This window comes from Rugamonas sp. (assembly GCF_025354735.1).
Taxonomy (GTDB): domain Bacteria; phylum Pseudomonadota; class Gammaproteobacteria; order Burkholderiales; family Burkholderiaceae_D; genus Rugamonas.
Genome location: NZ_JANXMI010000014.1, coordinates 1 through 16996 on the forward strand (window position 1 = coordinate 1; position 16996 = coordinate 16996).

The 16996-nt window shown below is 65.6% G+C and carries 12 protein-coding genes; 5 read left to right on the forward strand and 7 right to left on the reverse strand.

The genetic code is table 11. The annotated features are described in order from the left end of the window. Positions 1–452 precede the first annotated feature (452 nt). Positions 453–1721, forward strand: a complete 1269-nt coding sequence (locus Q0S71_RS01110) for a DUF2863 family protein (RefSeq protein WP_295990182.1) — start codon at positions 453–455, stop codon at positions 1719–1721. Positions 1722–1832: 111 nt separating this feature from the next. On the opposite strand, the gene Q0S71_RS01115 is transcribed toward Q0S71_RS01110, so the two are convergent. The 4 genes from Q0S71_RS01115 to Q0S71_RS01130 form a co-directional block, all read right to left on the reverse strand. Beyond that, the gene (locus Q0S71_RS01115) at positions 1833–3548 is read right to left on the reverse strand and encodes a methyl-accepting chemotaxis protein (RefSeq protein WP_295990183.1); all 1716 of its coding nucleotides are present in this window, start codon (positions 3546–3548) and stop codon (positions 1833–1835) included. A gap of 145 nt (positions 3549–3693) precedes the next feature. Continuing rightward, entirely contained in the window at positions 3694–4158 is a 465-nt protein-coding gene (locus Q0S71_RS01120; protein WP_295990184.1) for a CYTH domain-containing protein, read from the reverse strand. 8 nt (positions 4159–4166) lie between these two features. Beyond that, on the reverse strand, positions 4167–5288 hold the full coding sequence (locus Q0S71_RS01125) for a M14-type cytosolic carboxypeptidase (protein ID WP_295990185.1): 1122 nt from the start codon (positions 5286–5288) through the stop codon (positions 4167–4169). 83 nt (positions 5289–5371) lie between these two features. After that, the gene (locus Q0S71_RS01130) at positions 5372–6862 is read right to left on the reverse strand and encodes an acetyl-CoA hydrolase/transferase family protein (RefSeq protein ID WP_295990186.1); all 1491 of its coding nucleotides are present in this window, start codon (positions 6860–6862) and stop codon (positions 5372–5374) included. A 113-nt stretch (positions 6863–6975) separates the two neighbouring features. Here Q0S71_RS01130 and Q0S71_RS01135 point away from each other — a divergent pair, with 113 nt between their 5' ends. After that, a complete protein-coding gene (locus tag Q0S71_RS01135) occupies positions 6976–7866 on the forward strand; it encodes a LysR substrate-binding domain-containing protein (protein WP_295990187.1) in 891 nt (296 codons plus the stop codon). A gap of 15 nt (positions 7867–7881) precedes the next feature. Here the strand turns inward: Q0S71_RS01135 and Q0S71_RS01140 are convergent, their stop codons facing one another. Further along, positions 7882–8991, reverse strand: coding sequence for a patatin-like phospholipase family protein (locus tag Q0S71_RS01140; protein WP_295990188.1), 1110 nt, complete (start codon positions 8989–8991; stop codon positions 7882–7884). Between the two features lie 190 nt (positions 8992–9181). On the opposite strand from Q0S71_RS01140, the gene Q0S71_RS01145 reads away from it, so the two are divergent. Then, a complete protein-coding gene (locus Q0S71_RS01145; RefSeq protein WP_295990190.1) occupies positions 9182–9367 on the forward strand; it encodes a hypothetical protein in 186 nt (61 codons plus the stop codon). Next, complete coding sequence (locus Q0S71_RS01150; RefSeq protein WP_295990192.1) at positions 9368–9859, forward strand: hypothetical protein; 492 nt, start codon at positions 9368–9370, stop codon at positions 9857–9859. It abuts the gene before it with no gap. A gap of 65 nt (positions 9860–9924) precedes the next feature. Here the strand turns inward: Q0S71_RS01150 and cphA (Q0S71_RS01155) are convergent, their stop codons facing one another. Both cphA (Q0S71_RS01155) and cphA (Q0S71_RS01160) read right to left on the reverse strand, forming a co-directional pair. Continuing rightward, the gene (gene cphA / locus Q0S71_RS01155) at positions 9925–12495 is read right to left on the reverse strand and encodes a cyanophycin synthetase (protein ID WP_295990194.1); all 2571 of its coding nucleotides are present in this window, start codon (positions 12493–12495) and stop codon (positions 9925–9927) included. Between the two features lie 25 nt (positions 12496–12520). Continuing rightward, complete coding sequence (gene cphA, locus Q0S71_RS01160; RefSeq protein ID WP_295990196.1) at positions 12521–14686, reverse strand: cyanophycin synthetase; 2166 nt, start codon at positions 14684–14686, stop codon at positions 12521–12523. 374 nt (positions 14687–15060) lie between these two features. On the opposite strand from cphA (Q0S71_RS01160), the gene Q0S71_RS01165 reads away from it, so the two are divergent. After that, on the forward strand, positions 15061–16996 hold a 1936-nt coding region (locus Q0S71_RS01165; protein WP_295990198.1), incomplete at its 3' end, for an ABC transporter transmembrane domain-containing protein.

A 16996-nucleotide genomic window follows, 5' to 3' on the forward strand; every position in this document is an offset into this window, starting at 1 on the left:
TGGAAGGCGAGATCAAGCCGCAGCAACTGGCGACCCTCGTGATCCACCGCGCCGATGGCAGCTCGCAGGAAGTCACAGTCCTGCTGCGCATCGACACCCCGATCGAAGTCGACTACTACAAGCATGGCGGCATTCTGCCATTCGTGCTGCGCCAGCTGCTGGCCGCGTAATCGGCATCAGCGCTTACGCCTGTAGCTGAAGGCGTAAGCGCAAGCGCAACGCCGGCGACGTCCGGCGTTTTTTTTCGTCCGCGCCGCATGGACGCGGGCGGCGCCGCCCCCGATTCAGCGCCGCCGACACGCCGGCAAAGCCGCGCCGCCGCTTGATATTGCCGCGCGCGCCACCATCTAATCGCGGCATGTGGACCGAATCCACTACAATACGTCCCATAAGGGTTATCATTTGTTAGCCTGATCCGCTTTATCCACTTTACCGAGACTCTTATAGCCGCTATGCGTCGTCCATCCAAAGATTCATCCCATAAATTATCTGCCGAGAGCCAGCGCCTCGTGACCTACGCCCAGGCGGTCGGTCAGGCCGCCAGCCGCATCGAAGAGCGGTCCTGGGAACATAGCCTCGATGCGCAGCTCCAGAAACTCCTCAAGACCGGCCACCAGGAAACCATCGACACCACGCTCAACAGCCTGTTCAAGGAAGACTTGAACGCCTACGACGTGTTGATGGACGGCGTGGAAGCGGTCAGCGAATCGAGTTCCATCATGGTCGACATCGACGGCGTGCCGACCGCGCACGACGTGCTGCTGGTCGCCGCGCCCATCCTGGCCTGGACCCGTTTCTCGATCTCTTCCGGCGCCATCCCGGCCGACATCCTGAGCACGCTGACGGCGCACTTTTCCGCCCACCTGCTGGCCGACGGCACCCACCTGGCCATGTCGCCGACGCTGTTCTCGATCGACCAGCTGCCGCGCAGCCACGTCGAGACCTACGCCAAGACCCACAAGCTGGCGCAGGCCGCGCTGAAAGGCACGGCGCTCAAGGCCGACCTGAAGGCGCCCGAGACGGCGCCCTTCCTGGCCGACACGCGCTACCTGCTGGTGGCCGTCGTGGCCCGCGCCGGCGCGCCGCTGTTCCGCTGGCAGATGCCGGCCAACCAGGCCAACTTCATCGGCGAACGCACCACCGCGCTGGAACAGTGGCGCGCGCAGGCCATGCCGACCGTGGCGCGCCTGCTGCCCGGCTGCGGCATCGAGCTGCTGCTGCCGGAAGCGTATTACATGGCCTGCCGCGAAGCGGACAAGCTGATACGGCCGGTGTCGATCCGCGCCGCCGTCCACTACCTGACGCACACGCTGGCGATCGAACCGTCCGAGCTGCGCGCCGTCATCGCCGGCTTCGGCGAAGAGTCGGCCGACGGCCAGGTCGACGAATACCGCGTCGCGTTCACGCAGCGCCAGACGCCGGACGTGATCTACGGCGTCGTCTGGCCGCTGTACGGGCAAGAGGATGAGGAAGGCACGCCGCCCGAAGGCGTGCAGCCGGGCGGCATCGACGCGCAGCTGGCCAAGCCGGTCACGCCGGTGGAGGAAATCATCCAGTACCTGAACGCGGCCGGCATCACGCAGATCAAGAAGCATGGCGAGCGCTATGTCTCCGAATTCTGCGACGATTGCGGCGCGCCGCTGTTCGCCGACCAGGTCGGGGAGCTGGCGCACGCCGAAATGCCGGAAGACGCGCCCAGCGGCACCGAGCACTTCCACTAAGCGCCGCGCCCCGGTTGCGCCGCCGACACCGAATCAGCGGCGCAACCGGTCAGCGACACCGCGGTAAACACCAGGGGGCAGCGCCCCCGCCCCGGCAGCGAGCGCCGGCGCTCAAAACTCTTCCCACTCCTTTTCAACCGCGGCGGTTTTTTTCTGCGGCCGGGACTCCAGCTTCAGCACCGCCGGCGTGCGCAACGGCGGCTTGGCCGCCACCGCCCTGCGCGGCGCCGCTGCCCCCTGCGCCGGCCCCGTCGCCTTCGCCCCGCCCACCATAAACACGCTCACCACCGCCGCCAGGCTGGCCGCCTGCTGCTGCAAGGCCGCCGCCGACGCCGCCGCCTCCTCCACCAGCGCCGCGTTCTGCTGCGTCACATTATCCATCTGCATCACCGCATGGTTGATCTGCTCGATGCCGGAGGTCTGCTCCTCGCTGGCGTGGTTGATCTCGCCCATGATGTCGGTCACGCGCTTGACGCTGTCGACGATTTCCTGCATCGTCGCCCCGGCCTGATGGACCAGCCGCGCGCCGGCGTCGACCTGCTGCACCGAGTCGTCGATCAGCACCTTGATTTCCTTGGCCGCCGCCGCCGAGCGCTGCGCCAGGTTGCGCACCTCGGTCGCCACCACAGCGAAGCCGCGGCCCTGCTCGCCGGCCCGCGCCGCTTCGACGGCCGCGTTCAAGGCCAGGATATTGGTCTGGAAGGCGATTGCATCGATCACGCCGATGATGTCGACGATTTTTTTCGACGAGGCGTCGATCGATCCCATCGTGCCGACCACCTGCGACACCACCGCGCCACCCTTCTGCGCCACCGCCGACGCGGACACGGCCAGCCCGTTGGCCTGGCGCGCGTGGTCGGCGTTCTGCTTGACGGTGGAGGTCAGCTGCTCCATCGACGATGCGGTTTCTTCGAGCGAGCTGGCTTGCTGCTCGGTGCGCGACGACAGGTCCATATTCCCGCTCGCGATCTGGCTGGAGGCCGAGGCGATGGTCGCCGTGCTGGCGTGGACCTGGCCGACGATGGTGGCCAGGCTGTCGCGCATGGCGCGCATGGCGAACAACAGGCTGCTGTTGTCGCCGCTGCGGGTGTCGATGGCGACGGTGAGGTCGCCGGCGGCGATGCGGCCGGCCACGGCGACGGCGTAATCGGGTTCGCCGCCCAGCTTGCGCAGCACGCTGCGCGTGATCATCACCGCCGCCGCGATGCTGACCAGCAGCGCCACGCCGCCGATGATGAACATCAGCGCGCGCGCGTTGACGTAAGCGCTTTGCGCCTGCGCCGCCGCGTCCACATTCTGGGTTTCCTCCAGCGCCTTCAGTTCGCGCAGCTTCTCCCACCACAGCTTCTGCACCGGGCGCAGTTCGTAGCGCAGCAGCTTGTACGCCTCGTCGGATTTTTTATCGAGCGCCAGCGCGGTGGCGCGCGCGATGATCGGCGTGGCGAGGACGGCCTGCTGCTTGACCAGGTCGAGCAACTGGCGCTCCTCCGGCGCCGTGGAAGCGCTGGCGAACATGACGCCCAGCTTGTCCTGCGCCTCCGCGTAGTTTTTTTCCTGCGTGGCGATGCGCTGGGTTTCGGCGCCGGCGTCTTTGGATTCGGTCAGCAGGATCAGGTTGCGCAGCGCGAGCGCGCGCTCGGTGACGGATAAATCCATGACGCCGGCCAGACGCGCCTCGACGTTGTTGACCTGGGTGATTTCTTCGATCCGCTCCTGCATCTGCGCCATGCGGTTCACCCCCAGCCCCGTCATCAGCGCCAGCAAACCCGCGACCAGACCAAAACCGACGGTCAGCCGCGTCGCCACTTTCATGCTCGACATGCTCATGGTGTATTCCCTTTGATATGCGCAACGAGCGCCCAGCGACATGCGCAAAAATTACGCATATCGCCGATCGTAGCGCAGATCAAAGCGGGCAAATGTCACCAATCGTCACAAACGGCAGATCCGGTCCGATGCCAACAACAGGCCGTCACCATTGCGAATATGGCAAGCGTATCAGATTGGAATTGAAATAGCGGCGCTCATCGGTGACTTCGGCGGCGACCCACGCCGGCCGGTCGAAAGCCTGGTCTTCCGACGCCAGTTCGATCTCGGCCACCACCAGGCCGGCGTTCGCGCCGAGGAATTCATCGACCTCCCACAGCATGCCGGCGTGGGCGATGCGGCGGCGGTATTTTTCAATCAGCGGCTGCAGGCACAAACGGTCCAGCAGTTCGGCCGCGTCGGCCAACGGGATGGCGTACTCCCACTCGCCGCGGCTGGCGCCGACGCTGCGGCCCTTGATCGTCATCGTCGCCGACTCGCCCTCGATGCGCACGCGCACCGTGCGGTCCGGGTCCGTCGACAGATAACCCTGGCGCATCAGCCGCGCCTCGCCGAGCGCGCGCCAATCGTCGCCGCGCACCAGGAATTTGCGTTCGATTTCGACGCCCATGGTGCGCCTCAGTCCAGCGACAGCAGGATGGGCTGCAAAATCGCCGCGCCCAACGCCGCGCTGCGGGCGCCGTTCCAACCCACGTGCGGGTCGGGCAGGTCGGCGTTGTCCTTGAACGGCATTTCCAGCGTCAGCGCCAGGCACTGGAAGTGGTGGCCGACATACTTGGACGCCAGCGTCAGCATGTCTTCCTTGTACTTGCCGACCGGGTAGCCGACCCGGTCCTGGAAGTCCGGGCTGGCCTGCTTGTAGCGGTCGATGAAGGCCTGCTGGTGCGCCGCCTGCTGCGGCGTGAAGTTGACCAGCATCTCGTTGCCGGCCACGAAGTTGTACGGCAGCGCCTCGTCGCCGTGGATGTCGAAGAACATGTCGATGCCGGTGTCGTGCATCTTCTGCTTCACCACCAGCACTTCCGGGCTGCGCTCCGGCGTCGGCGTCATCCACTCGCGATTGAGGTTGGCGCCGGCCGCGTTGGTGCGCAGGTTGCCGCGCACCGAACCGTCCGGATTCATGTTCGGCACGATGTAGAACACGCAGCGTTGCAGCAGCTTGCGGGCGATCGGATTGGCGTCGTCGAGCAGCGCGTCGATCAAGCCTTCGACAAACCATTCGGCCATCGATTCGCCCGGATGCTGGCGCGCGATGAACCAGATTTTCTTTTCCGCTTCCGGCTTGCCGATGACGACCAGGTTCATGTCGCGGCCATCGACGGTGCTGCCCAGGTCATGCACGCGCGCCAGCGGATTCTCGGCCACCTCGCCCAGCAGGCGCAGGTGGCGCTCGAAGGAATAGGGCTCGAAGTAGGCGTAGTAGACGCTGTCGAGGTCCGGCGTGTGGACGATGGTCATGACGTCGCCGTCGAAGGAGGTCGGCACGCGGAACCAGGTTTCGCCGTCGTAGCTGGCGACGGCGTGGTAGCCTTCGTAGCCGCGCGCGTAGGTGGCCTGGCCGGCGTTCAGGAAGCGCATGGTGCAGGCCTGGCCGCGCGCGCCTTGCAGGCGGAAGTGGAACCACTGGCGGATGTCGGCGTGCGAGTCGTCGCGCAAATTCAGTTCGATGGTGGCGGCGCTGTCGGCGCGCAGCACCTCGATGGCGCCGGAGTCGAAGTTTTGGCTGATTTTGATGGTCATTGCGGTTCCGTGTAGGTGGGTACGGTGCGTACCGATCCGCTATTTTATGGGATTTCACGCCGCGCCGCCGCATCCACCTCTCCTCACCGCAGCATCGTGCCCTCGCGCTTGTAGCGCACATGCCATGACAAGGCCTGCTCCAGCACATGCGGCGTCTGCCCGCCTTCGCGCAGCGCGGCCTCGAAATAGGCGCGCAATTGCGGCCGGTAGTCGGGATGCGCGCATTGCTCGATAATCAGCGGCGCCCGTTCGCGCGGCGCCAGCCCGCGCAGGTCGGCCAGCCCCCATTCGGTGACGAGGACGTCGACATCGTGCTCGGTATGGTCGACGTGGGCCGCCATCGGCACCACGCTCGATATGGCGCCGTCCTTGGCCACCGACTTGCTAACGAAGATGGACAGCTGCCCGTTGCGCGCGAAATCGCCCGAGCCGCCTATCCCGTTCATCATGTGCGTGCCGCCCACATGGGTCGAATTGACGTTGCCGTAGATGTCGAATTCCAGCGCCGTGTTCAGCGCGATGATGCCGAGCCGCCGCACCACTTCGGGATGATTGCTGATCTCCTGCGGGCGCAGCACGATGCGCTGCCGGTAGCTCTCGATATCGCGGATGAAGCGCTCATGCACCGCCGCCGACAGCGTGATCGACGACGCCGACGCCATCGCCAGCTGGCCCGAGTCGAGCAGCTCGATGGCGCTGTCCTGCAACACCTCCGAGTACATCGTCATGTTGCGGAACGGCGAAGCGACCAAGCCATGCAGCACGGCGTTGGCGATGGTGCCTATGCCGGCCTGCAGCGGCAGCAGCTCCGGCCCCATGCGCCCCGCTCTCACCTCGCCTTCGAGGAAGGCGATGACGTGGCGCGCGATGGCGTCCGTTTCGGCGTCGCCGGGCAGCGCGTTGGACGGACTGTCCGGACTGTCCGTGATGACGATGGCGGCGATGCGCGCCGGGTCGATCGCTATCGTCGTCGAACCGATGCGCTGCCATGGACTGACCAGCGGGATGGCGCCGCGCAGCGGCCGATCCTGCGGCAGGTAGATATCGTGCAGGCCTTCGAGCGCCAGCGGCGCGCTCAGGTTGATTTCGACGATCACCATCCTGGCCTGCTGCGCGAAGCTGGCCGAATTCCCGACCGACATGGTGGGCACAATGGCGCCGTCGGCCGTGATGGCGACCGCTTCGATCACCGCGATGTCGACCGGCGCCAGGTCGCCCGAGCGCAGCTGCTCGGCAGTCTCCGACAAATGCTGGTCGATGAACATCACCTCGCCGCTGTTGATCTTGCGGCGCAGCGCGGCGTCGCTCTGGAACGGCAGGCGGCGCGCGACCACGCCGGCGTTGGCCATCAAGCCGTCGCTGTCGTTGCCGAGCAAGGCGCCGGTGATGAGCGTCAGCCGCAGCGGCGCGGCGCGCGCGCGTTCGACCAGCGCCAGCGGCATGGCCTTGGCGTCGCCGGCGCGGGTGAAGCCGCTCATGCCGACGGTCATGCCGTCCTTGAACAGCGCGGCGGCCTGCTGCGCCGTCATCAGTTTTTCCATCAGCGCCGGGCGCCGGATGCGGTCTTCATACATGATGTGCTCCTGTCGTTATTCGGTTTATGAAACCAGTATAGAATTCGCAGGACATTCGCTGTATGACTAATATTCCCTTCAATCAGTCGCTTTTCTCATAGTGTGGAAACGCCATGGACCTCCGCTCGCTGCGCTATTTTGTCGAAACCGTGCGCCTGAACAGCTTCACCCAGGCCGCCGAGACGCTGCACGTGACGCAATCGACCATCAGCAAGATGGTGCGCCAGCTGGAGGACGAAGCCGGCGCGCCGCTGCTGATCCGCGACGGCCGCAGGCTGACCCTGACCGACACCGGCGCCATCGTCTACGCCCACGGCCAGCAGATGCTGGCGTCGATGGCGGAGATGGCGCTGGAGCTGCGCGACACCCAGGCGCTGCAACGCGGCAGCCTGACGGTGGGCATACCGCCCATGATTAACCTGTTGTTTACGCCGGTGCTGAAGGCCTTCCGCCAGCGCCACCCGGCCATCGCGCTGACGCTGCGCGAAGACACCGGCCAGGCCATCGAGCGCCAGGTGGCGGCCGGCGACCTGGAAATCGGCATGACGGTGCTGCCGGCCGACCCGCAGCTGGAACTGGAGACGGAAGCCATCGCCAGCTATCCGATATGGGCGGTGGCGGCGCGCGACACCTTTCAGAAAAACCGAACCACGCTCAAACTGAAGGCGCTGGCCAGGCTGCCGCTGGTGCTGTTGAAGGACGACTTCGCGCTCACGCGCGGCCTGCGCGCGGCCTTCCGCGCCGCCGGCATCGAGCCGACGGTGGTGGCGCAGAGCGGCCAGTGGGATTGGCTGGTGGCGATGGCGTCGGCCGGCATGGGCGTGGCGCTGCTGCCGCAGCCCTTCATCCACCGGCTGGCGATCGGCCATCTCGACACGGTGCGGCTGGTGGAGCCGGAGCTGCAATGGCAGGTGGCGCACGTGTGGAACGGCCGCTATCTGTCGCACGCGGCGCGCGCCTGGCTCGATGTCTGCCACGAGGTGCTGGGACAGCGCGGCGCCTGAACCCCGTGCGAAAGGCTACAAACGCGCCGGCCACGGCAGCTCGTGGATCGCCACGCCCTCGATCGGGTCGACCTCCTGCTCCCACGGCTTCTGCTCGATGAAGCGCATCGCGTCGTCGTAGCCGGACTGCCAGCGCTGGGCGATGCCGCGCGCGCTGAAGTCGATGTCCTTGGTGTGGTCCTCGTCGCCGACGCGCGGCGCCTTCAGCGACACGATGTGCATCGTCGTGCCGCAGCCCCAGGCCGTCAGCTCGCGCACCTCCGGCGCCGACGCCACTTCCTCGGGCAGGTGCAGCGCCAGCTGGCGGATCACGTGGCGCAAGCGGTGCAGCTTGCGCTGCTGCTCGATATTGCTCGCGCGGCTGGCGTACTGGATCTCCTTGTGCTTGTCGAGCACTTCGAGCACGCTACGCGGCTCGCTGCCGTCCGGATTCCACACCTGCACCGAGAAGATCACCGAGCTGCGGCGCGGTTCGTCGTCGAGCACCGCCTCGATCGGCGTGTTCGAATAAATCCCGCCGTCCCAATACGGCTCGCCGTCGATGCGCACGGCCGGAAAGGCCGGCGGCAGCGCGCCGGACGCCATCACGTGCTGTGCCGCCAGCGCCTCCTTGCGGCTGTCGAAATAGCGCATCGCGCCGGTGCGGGCGTTGACGGCACCGACGGTCAGGCGCGTGTGCCGCGCGTTCAGATAGTCGAAATCGACCAGCGCGTCGAGCGTGGCGCGCAGCGGCGAGGTCTGATAAAACGACGCGCGTTCGGCGCCCACTTTGGCGTCGAGATTCCACCACGCCGCCGGATTGGGCGAGAAGAACGAGGGGATGCCATGGTGGACGATCATCGCGTTGGCGTAGGCGCGCGGCACGCCGCCCAGCCCCAGCGCGTTCTGTTCCATGCGCTTCCAGAACTGGCGCAACCGTTCCAGCCGCAGCTGCGGCGGATTGCCGGCGATGATGGCGCCGTTGATGGCGCCGACCGAGGTGCCGATCACCCAGTCCGGCTCCAGCCCGGCCTCGTGCATGGCCTGGTAGACGCCGATCTGGTAGGCACCGAGCGCGCCGCCGCCTTGCAGCACCAGCACGACCTGGCCGGCGACGACGGATTTGTTGTTGAGAAATTGATTCAAAAGACCTCCACTAGGCATAGGCTGGACGTAACGCCACATTCTATAACGCGCCGCGATCCCCATCTTTCAACTCAGAGATTCCCGCCGCATCGCTGGCCGACGAGACGCTGTGAAATCACAAGAACTATGAGTTTTTCGGACGTAAAATGAAAAAACCTTTTGAGATTTTTTTCTTTGCGAAGGAGAAATCATGAAAACCAATACACATTTTTCGAAGGAGCTTATTCTGGAAGCCAATCGAAAACTTTTTCGAAGAGAACGTTTACTGCGACCGTACGGCACCAGCAAGCTGCCGATAGAACCACCGCAATTTACGATGGATGAAATCAGAAACGCGTTCCGACAAGCGTCGATCAAGTTGAGAACCGGAAAATAAATGACCTCCCACGATACCTCGATTTATCGGCAGCTCGTGACGGATGACGACGATCTGTTGGGCATGGTCGCCTACGCCCTATATAAACGCCAAAAATTTGACTTTATCGATGGGTTCAAAAAGAGACATTCCAAAGATCCTGAGTCATCTGATTTTGCAATGTTCAATGACTTGAGTTCCAGCGAACTACAATTGAAGAGTTATCAGGATCAGGCCGAGACACTCACTGCTGACTTCTCGCTGTCCTTACTCGAAACGTACAACGCAAAGCTGGAAAATCGCGCATACGAAACGGTGTTCAAGGCTCGATTGCGTTTCTGGTTCGGTGTCTGGCAAGGGGTGGTTGCCTCATTTGTCTTCGTGATCTTGATCGGCGTTTTGATATTCTTTACCTGGAGCTTAAGGCAGGGAGTGCGATCGGCGCTGGAAAATACATTCAACGTCAAAATTTATGACGTCCCGCCAACACCGCCCGCTTCGCCGGCCCTGTAAACCGACAAAAAAAACCACAGTCGCCTGCGGTTTTTTTATTTTGCGTAGCACAAGCCCTGCTGCGCTCAGCCCTCGGCGATGCGCTTGGCGATGTGGGCCAGCGCTTCTTCCACCTGGTCGACCAGGATCAGCGCCAGGTCGCCGTCCTGCAGGCGATCGAGGGCGGTGTCGATGGCCAGGAACTCGCCGTAGATCTCGTCGATGCGCGTGGTGCGCGGCGCGCCGTGCAAGCCGCTGCGCAGCAGCGCCACCACTTCGCCGTCGACGCGGCCGCGCTGGCAGGCGTCTTCATACAGCACCACGTCGTCGAAGGCGCGGCCGAGGATCTCGGTCTGCTGCGTGATGTCCTGGTCGCGGCGGTCGCCGGCGCCGGAAATGACCACCGCGCGGCGCTTGGCCGGCATGGTTTCCACCGCCTGCACCAGCGCCAGGATGGCGTCCGGATTGTGGCCGTAGTCGGCGATGACGGTGGCGCCCCGGTGCGTGAAGACGTTGAAGCGTCCGGGCGCGTTGTCGGAATCGTTGGCGAAGGTTTGCAGGCCGAGGCGGATCGCCTCCCAGCTGATGCCCACGCCCCACGCGGCGGCGACGGCGGCCATCACGTTTTCGACCTGGAAGCCGATGGCGCCGTCGCGCGTGATCGGCACCTGCGCCAGCGCGACCTTGTGCACGTCCTTGCCTTCGACGGCGACGACGTGGCCGTCGGCCACGTAGACCGTGCGGCGGCCCTGCGCCAGGTGGGTGGCGATGACCGGGTGGCCGCGGTCGGCGCCGAAGAAGATCACCTTGCCGCGGCAGTTGGCGGCCATGCCGGCGACGATGGGGTCGGTCGCGTTGAGCACCGCGAAGCCGCTGGCCGACACGTTCTGCACGATCACGCGCTTGAGCACCGCCAGGTCTTCGACCGTGGTGATGTAGTTCAGGCCGAGGTGGTCGCCGGTGCCGATGTTGGTGACGACAGCGACCTTGCAGCGGTCGAAGGCCAGGCCTTCGCGCAGCACGCCGCCGCGCGCGGTCTCGAAGACGGCGGCGTCGACGTCCGGATGCAGCAGCACGTTGCGCGCGCTGCGCGGGCCGCTGCAGTCGCCGCTGTCGGTGCGCCGGCCCTCGATGTAGACGCCGTCGGTGTTGGTCATGCCGGTGCGCAGGCCGCTGGCCGTGAGCAGGTGGGCGATCAAGCGCACGGTGGTGGTCTTGCCGTTGGTGCCGGTGACGGCGACGACCGGGATGCGGCCGTCCTCGCCCTCGGGGAACATGGTGTTGACGATGGCCTCGCCGATCGGCCGGCCCTTGCCGAACGACGGCGACAGATGCATGCGCAGGCCGGGCGCGGCGTTCACTTCGACCACGCCGCCGCGCTGCTGTTCTATCGGTTGCAGCACGCCGTCGCAGACCACGTCGACGCCGCAGATGTCGAGGCCTATCATCTGCGCCGCCTCCACCGCGCGCGCCGCCACTTCGGGATGGACGTCGTCGGTGACGTCGGTGGCGGTGCCGCCGGTCGACAGGTTGGCGTTGTTGCGCAGGATGACGCGCTGGCCCTTGGCGGGCACCGAATCGGCCTGCAAGCCTTGCAGCGCCAGGCGCGCCAGCGCGATGTCGTCGAAGCGGATCTTGGTCAGCGAGGTGGCGTGGCCGCTGCCGCGGCGCGGATCGGCGTTGACCAGGTCGACCAGTTCGCGCACCGAGTGGACGCCGTCGCCGACCACCTGCGGCGGATCGCGGCGGGCGGCGGCCACCATCTTGTCGCCGATGACGAGCAGGCGGTAGTCGTTGCCGGGCAGGAAGCGCTCGACCATGATGTCGTCGCGGAATTCGCGCGCGGCGTGGTAGGCGGTGGCCAGGTGCTCGCGGCTCATCACGTTGACGGTGACGCCCTTGCCCTGGTTGCCGTCCTTCGGTTTCACCACCACCGGCAGGCCGATTTCCAGCGCGGCGGCCCAGGCGTCGTCGACGTCGGCCACCGAGCGGCCGTTCGGCACCGGCACGCCGGCCGCGTGCAGCAGCTTCTTGGTCAATTCCTTGTCCTGCGCGATCGATTCGGCGATGGCGCTGGTGCTGTCCATTTCGGCGGCCTGGATGCGGCGCTGGCGGCTGCCCCAGCCGAACATCACCATGCTGCCCTCGGTCAGGCGGCGGAACGGAATGTCGCGCGCCACGGCGGCGGCCACGATGGCGCCCGTGCTCGGGCCCAGGCGCACGTCTTCATCGAGGTCGCGCAATTGCGCGAGCGCGGCGTCGAGGTCGAACGGCGTGTCGGCCAGCGCCGCGCCGATCAGGGCCTCGGCCAGCTCCATCGCCAGCCGGCCGACCGCCTCCTCGGTGTATTCGACGACGGTCTGGTAGATGCCCGGCTCCAGCGTCTGCGTGGTGCGGCTGAAGGTGACCGGGCAGCCGGCTTGCGCCTGCAAGCCCAGCGCCGCCAGTTGCAGCACGTGCGCCATCGGCACGGCGTCGGCGTGGCCGGTCGGCTGCAGGGCGCTGATGCCGGGGAAGCGCGCGCGCAGGCGCACTTCGAATTCGGGCAGCTGGTCGATGGCCTGCTCTTCGGGACTGCAAGAGACGATGACTTCGATCGCCGTGTGGTGACTCCAAAGATTCGGGCCGCGCAAGGCGCGTGTGCGTATGACTTCCATAACTCTGCTTATCCTGTGAGGTTCTTTAGTGCGGCTTCTGGTGCGAATGCGCGTCGTAGGTGCGCAGGCCGGCGCCGATCAATTCGGCCGTCAGGCCCAGCGCCCAGGCGGCGGCGATGGCGGCCAGCACGGCTTCCGGCGGCACCAGCGCCGACAGCGGCAGCGTCGCCACGTCGTCCATGCCGGCGCCCAGCACGATGCGGCCGGCGCGCTGGAACACCACGCGCAGGCCGGCTGCGCGGTGGGCGGCGACGGCGGCGAGCTGCTCGTCGATGCCGTAGAAAATCACTTCGCCATCGCACAGCCGCGCCATGTCGACCACTTGCGGGTCGGCCGCGTTGAGCACCGCCACGCCGCTCGGCAAGATCACGTCGACCTGGGTGCGCAGCACGTTGTAGAGCTGATCGCTGTCGGTGATGTGGAACTCGGCCAGTTCTTCGTGGCCGCTGACGTCCGTGACGACGCCGACGGCGCACTTGTCGTAGGCCAGGCCTTCGGACAGGATCATGCGCGCGCTGCTTTCAAACACGGCCGCTTCGACGTTTTTGTTCAACAGCAGGCGCTCGCCCGACTCCCACGCCGTGTAGCCGTCCTGCGGCAGCAGGCGGCCGTTGACGAACAAGCCGTCGGCGCAGGTCAAACCGGTTTTCTGGCCGCCGATTTGCAGCAGCCAGGCGATCAGGCGCGCCGCCATGGTGGTGCCGTGCCGGCCCGTGATGCCGATGATGGGCATGCGCCCGGTTTCCTCGGCGGCGAACAAATGGTCGACGATGGCCGTGCCGACGGGACGCGGCTGGCCGCTGGCCGGACGCAAATGGGCCAGCAGGCCGGGGCTGGCGTTGACTTCGATGACGGCGCCGCCCTGCTCTTCCAGCGGCCGCGAAATGTCTTCGGCGACGACGTCGATGCCGGCGATGTCGAGGCCGATGATGCGCGCCGCCAGCGTCGCCATCGCGGCCACGCTCGGATGCACGCTGTCGGTGACGTCGTAGCCGACATTGCCGTTCGGCTGGATCAGCACCTTCTGGCCGTCGAGCGGCACCGAGTAGGCGGTCATGCCCTGGCGTTCCAGTTCGAGGATGATCTCGGCGCCGTGTTCCGGGGCCAGCGCGTTGAGCGGCGCGTCTTCGGTGGTGCCGCGGCGCGGGTCGGTGTTGATCTGGCTGTCGACCAGGGCGATGATGTTGGCCTTGCCGTCGCCGGTGACCCACAGCGATTCGCCGGAGGCGGCCGCGATCAGGCGCTTGCCGACCACCAGCAGCCGGTGTTCATTGCCGACGATGAAGCGTTCGACGATCACGCTCTGGCTGCCGCCCTTGCGCGCGGCCAGCGCGTAGGCCGCTTCGACGTCGGCCTGCGTCATCAGATTGAGGGAGACGCCGCGGCCGTGGTTGCCGTCGTAGGGCTTGACGACGACCGGCAGGCCGATGTCCTGCGCGGCCGCCCAAGCCGCTTCGGCGGACTTGACCAGCTCGCCCTCGGGCACCGGGATGCCGCAGGAGGACAGCAGGCTCTTGGTCAAGTCCTTGTCGCTGGCGATGCCTTCGGCGATGGCGCTGGTGCGTTCCGTTTCGGCGGTCCAGATGCGGCGCTGGCGGGCGCCGTGGCCCAGTTGCACCAGGTTGCCGTCGGTCAGGCGGATCGCGGGGATCTTGCGCTCGGTGGCGGCGTCGACGATGTTGGCGGTGCTGGGGCCCAGGCACAGCGACTCGGCCAGGTCCGTCAGCGATTCGACGGTGGCGGCCAGGTCGTAGGGACGGTCTTCGATGGCGGCCATCAGCAGGTCGCGGCCGGCGGCCAGGGCGGCGCGGCCGACCTGTTCCTGGCGGGTGCGGAAGGCCATCTTATACAGGCCGGTGCCGTCGCCGATCTGGCGCGTCTTGCCGAAGCCGGTTTTCATGCCGGCCAGGTTTTGCAGTTCCAGCACCACGTGTTCGAGGATGTGGCCGGCGTAAGTGCCTTCGCGCAGGCGTTCGAGGAAACCGCCGTGCTCGCCGACGCCGCAGCGGTGGATGACCAGTTTGGGCAGCCATGCGACCAGGCGCTCATACAGGCCGGGCAGCTTATTCGACGGGAAGTCTTCAAGCGCGCCAATATCCAGCCACGCCTCGATCACCGGGCGATAAGTCCAAATATTGGGTCCGCGCAGATGAGTCACACGGAGAAATTCAATGTCTTTCTTCTTGTTCATGTTTCAGTTCTTGTATCTTTGTTATTGGCCGTGGCCAGCCCGCGCCGTATTGTAAACCCTGAGCCACCGCCGCCCGCCAAAATTGATGCGGCCGCTTGTCTAAAGGGAGCGCTTGGGGGGATGCGGATGCGGCTTGCTAATTCTCTGTTGCCGTCGCTCTTGCGGTATACTTCGCCGCAACAGCCTGTCGACCCTTTCCTGGATTCCACTGTCTGTCGGACAACTGACAGAATACCGTAAATAAGCGTCACCATCAGCCGCCAGGCGGCCACATGAGAGCGTTTATTACCTGACCAGCAACGGGTTTCATTGATTACCTTACACTTTATAAGTCTTTTCCCGAGGGCAAAGACGGAACCGGAGTACGCCGCACGATGACAACGCAACAACTTTCCTCAGTATCGGCCCTGCCGGAATTGCCAGAACAGTGGAATTCTCATGTGCAGGCGCAACTTTCCAATGGGGAAAACGTTGCAAGTGCCTTGGAGGTTGACCTGGATACCCAACTTCGTTTCTCCAAGGGCATAATAATTGTCACCGGGCGCAGAATCCTGGCCCGTTCGCCCGGCGCGGCGACCTGGCAAGACTGGCTCTACCGCGACGGCCTGGTGCTGAAACACCACGACCACGCCGGCGTCGGCCACCTGGAGTTGTACGATGGACAAGGCCGGCTGGCCGCCTGGCGCTTCACGCTGGGCCAGAACCTCCACGCCATCCGCCTGGTCGAACAATTCAACGCGCAGCGCCACAGCCACGTCAGCGGCGAGCCCATCGTTCTCGAAGACAAAAACGTCTGCCCGAGCTGCAAGGCGCCGCTGGAGCCGGACCAGGAAGATTGCCCGATCTGCACCAAGGTCGTCTACACGCCGCCGTCGACGTGGACGCTGTTCCGCCTGTGGCGCTTCGCCCGGCCCTACAGCGGCCAGCTGGCGCTCGGCTTCACATTGATGCTGCTGGGCACGGCCGCCTATATGATCCCGCCCTACCTGACCGGGCCGCTGACCGACAATGTGCTGATCCCCTATCAAAACGGCAAGCCGGTCGACACCATGCTGGTGGCCCTGTATATGTCGGGGCTGGTGGCCTCGGCCGTGCTGGCGTGGGCGCTGGGCTGGGGCAAGACGTATGTGCTGGCCCTGGTGTCCGAGCGCATCGGCGCCGACCTGCGCACGGCCACCTATGAACACTTGCTGAAACTGTCGCTGGAATATTTCGGCGGCAAGCGCACCGGCGACCTTATGTCGCGCATCGGCAGCGAGAGCGACCGCATCTGCGTGTTCCTGTCGCTGCACCTGCTCGACTTCGCCTCCGACGTGCTGATGATCATCATGACCGGCGTGATCCTCTGTTCGATCGACCCGGCGCTGGCCGCCGTCACGCTGCTGCCGCTGCCCTTCATCGCCTGGCTGATCCACATCGTGCGCGACCGCCTGCGCACCGGCTTCGAAAAAATCGACCGCGTGTGGGGCGAGGTGACCAATGTGCTGGCCGACACCATCCCCGGCATCCGGGTCGTGAAAGCCTTCGCGCAAGAGGCGCGCGAAGCGGCGCGCTTCCGCACCGCCAACAAGCACAACCTGGCCGTCAACGACAAGCTCAATAAAATCTGGTCGCTGTTCTCGCCCACCGTCTCCTTCCTGACCGAGCTGGGCTTGCTGGTGATCTGGGTGTTCGGCATCTGGCAACTGTCCAAGGGCCGCATCACCGTCGGCGTGCTGCTGACCTTCATCGCCTATTCGAGCCGCTTCTACGGCCGCCTCGATTCGATGAGCCGCATCGTGTCCGTCACGCAGAAATCGGCCTCGGCCGCCAAGCGCATCTTCGACATCCTCGACCACGTGTCGTCGGTGCCGGAACCGGTGCGCCCGGTGTCGGTCGGCACGGTCGAAGGCAATATCACGCTGCGCGAAGTCGGCTTCCGCTACGGCAACCGGGCCGTCAACCGCGGCATCAACCTCGACATCAAGGCCGGCGAAATGATAGGCCTGGTGGGCCACTCCGGTTCCGGCAAGAGCACGCTGGTCAACCTGATCTGCCGTTTTTACGACGTCTCCGAGGGCGCCATCATGCTCGATGGCGTCGACATCCGCTCCTTCGCCGTGTCGGACTACCGCCGCAATATCGGCCTGGTGCTGCAAGAGCCCTTCCTGTTCTTCGGCACCATCGCCGAAAACATCGCCTACGGCAAGCCGGAAGCGACGCGCGAGCAAATCATCGCCGCCGCCCGCGCCGCCCACGCCCACGAATTCATCCTGCGCCTGCCGCAGGCCTACGACTCGATGGTCGGCGAACGCGGCCAGGGCCTGTCCG

Bases quoted from the DNA above. Each gene is read 5' to 3' on its own strand.
- Q0S71_RS01110 (WP_295990182.1), top strand. From the start codon at position 453: ATGCGTCGTCCATCCAAAGATTCATCCCATAAATTATCTGCCGAGAGC.
- Q0S71_RS01115 (WP_295990183.1), bottom strand. From the start codon at position 3,548: ATGAGCATGTCGAGCATGAAAGTGGCGACGCGGCTGACCGTCGGTTTT.
- Q0S71_RS01120 (WP_295990184.1), bottom strand. From the start codon at position 4,158: ATGGGCGTCGAAATCGAACGCAAATTCCTGGTGCGCGGCGACGATTGG.
- Q0S71_RS01125 (WP_295990185.1), bottom strand. From the start codon at position 5,288: ATGACCATCAAAATCAGCCAAAACTTCGACTCCGGCGCCATCGAGGTG.
- Q0S71_RS01130 (WP_295990186.1), bottom strand. From the start codon at position 6,862: ATGTATGAAGACCGCATCCGGCGCCCGGCGCTGATGGAAAAACTGATG.
- Q0S71_RS01135 (WP_295990187.1), top strand. From the start codon at position 6,976: ATGGACCTCCGCTCGCTGCGCTATTTTGTCGAAACCGTGCGCCTGAAC.
- Q0S71_RS01145 (WP_295990190.1), top strand. From the start codon at position 9,182: ATGAAAACCAATACACATTTTTCGAAGGAGCTTATTCTGGAAGCCAAT.
- Q0S71_RS01150 (WP_295990192.1), top strand. From the start codon at position 9,368: ATGACCTCCCACGATACCTCGATTTATCGGCAGCTCGTGACGGATGAC.
- cphA (WP_295990194.1), bottom strand. From the start codon at position 12,495: ATGGAAGTCATACGCACACGCGCCTTGCGCGGCCCGAATCTTTGGAGT.
- cphA (WP_295990196.1), bottom strand. From the start codon at position 14,686: ATGAACAAGAAGAAAGACATTGAATTTCTCCGTGTGACTCATCTGCGC.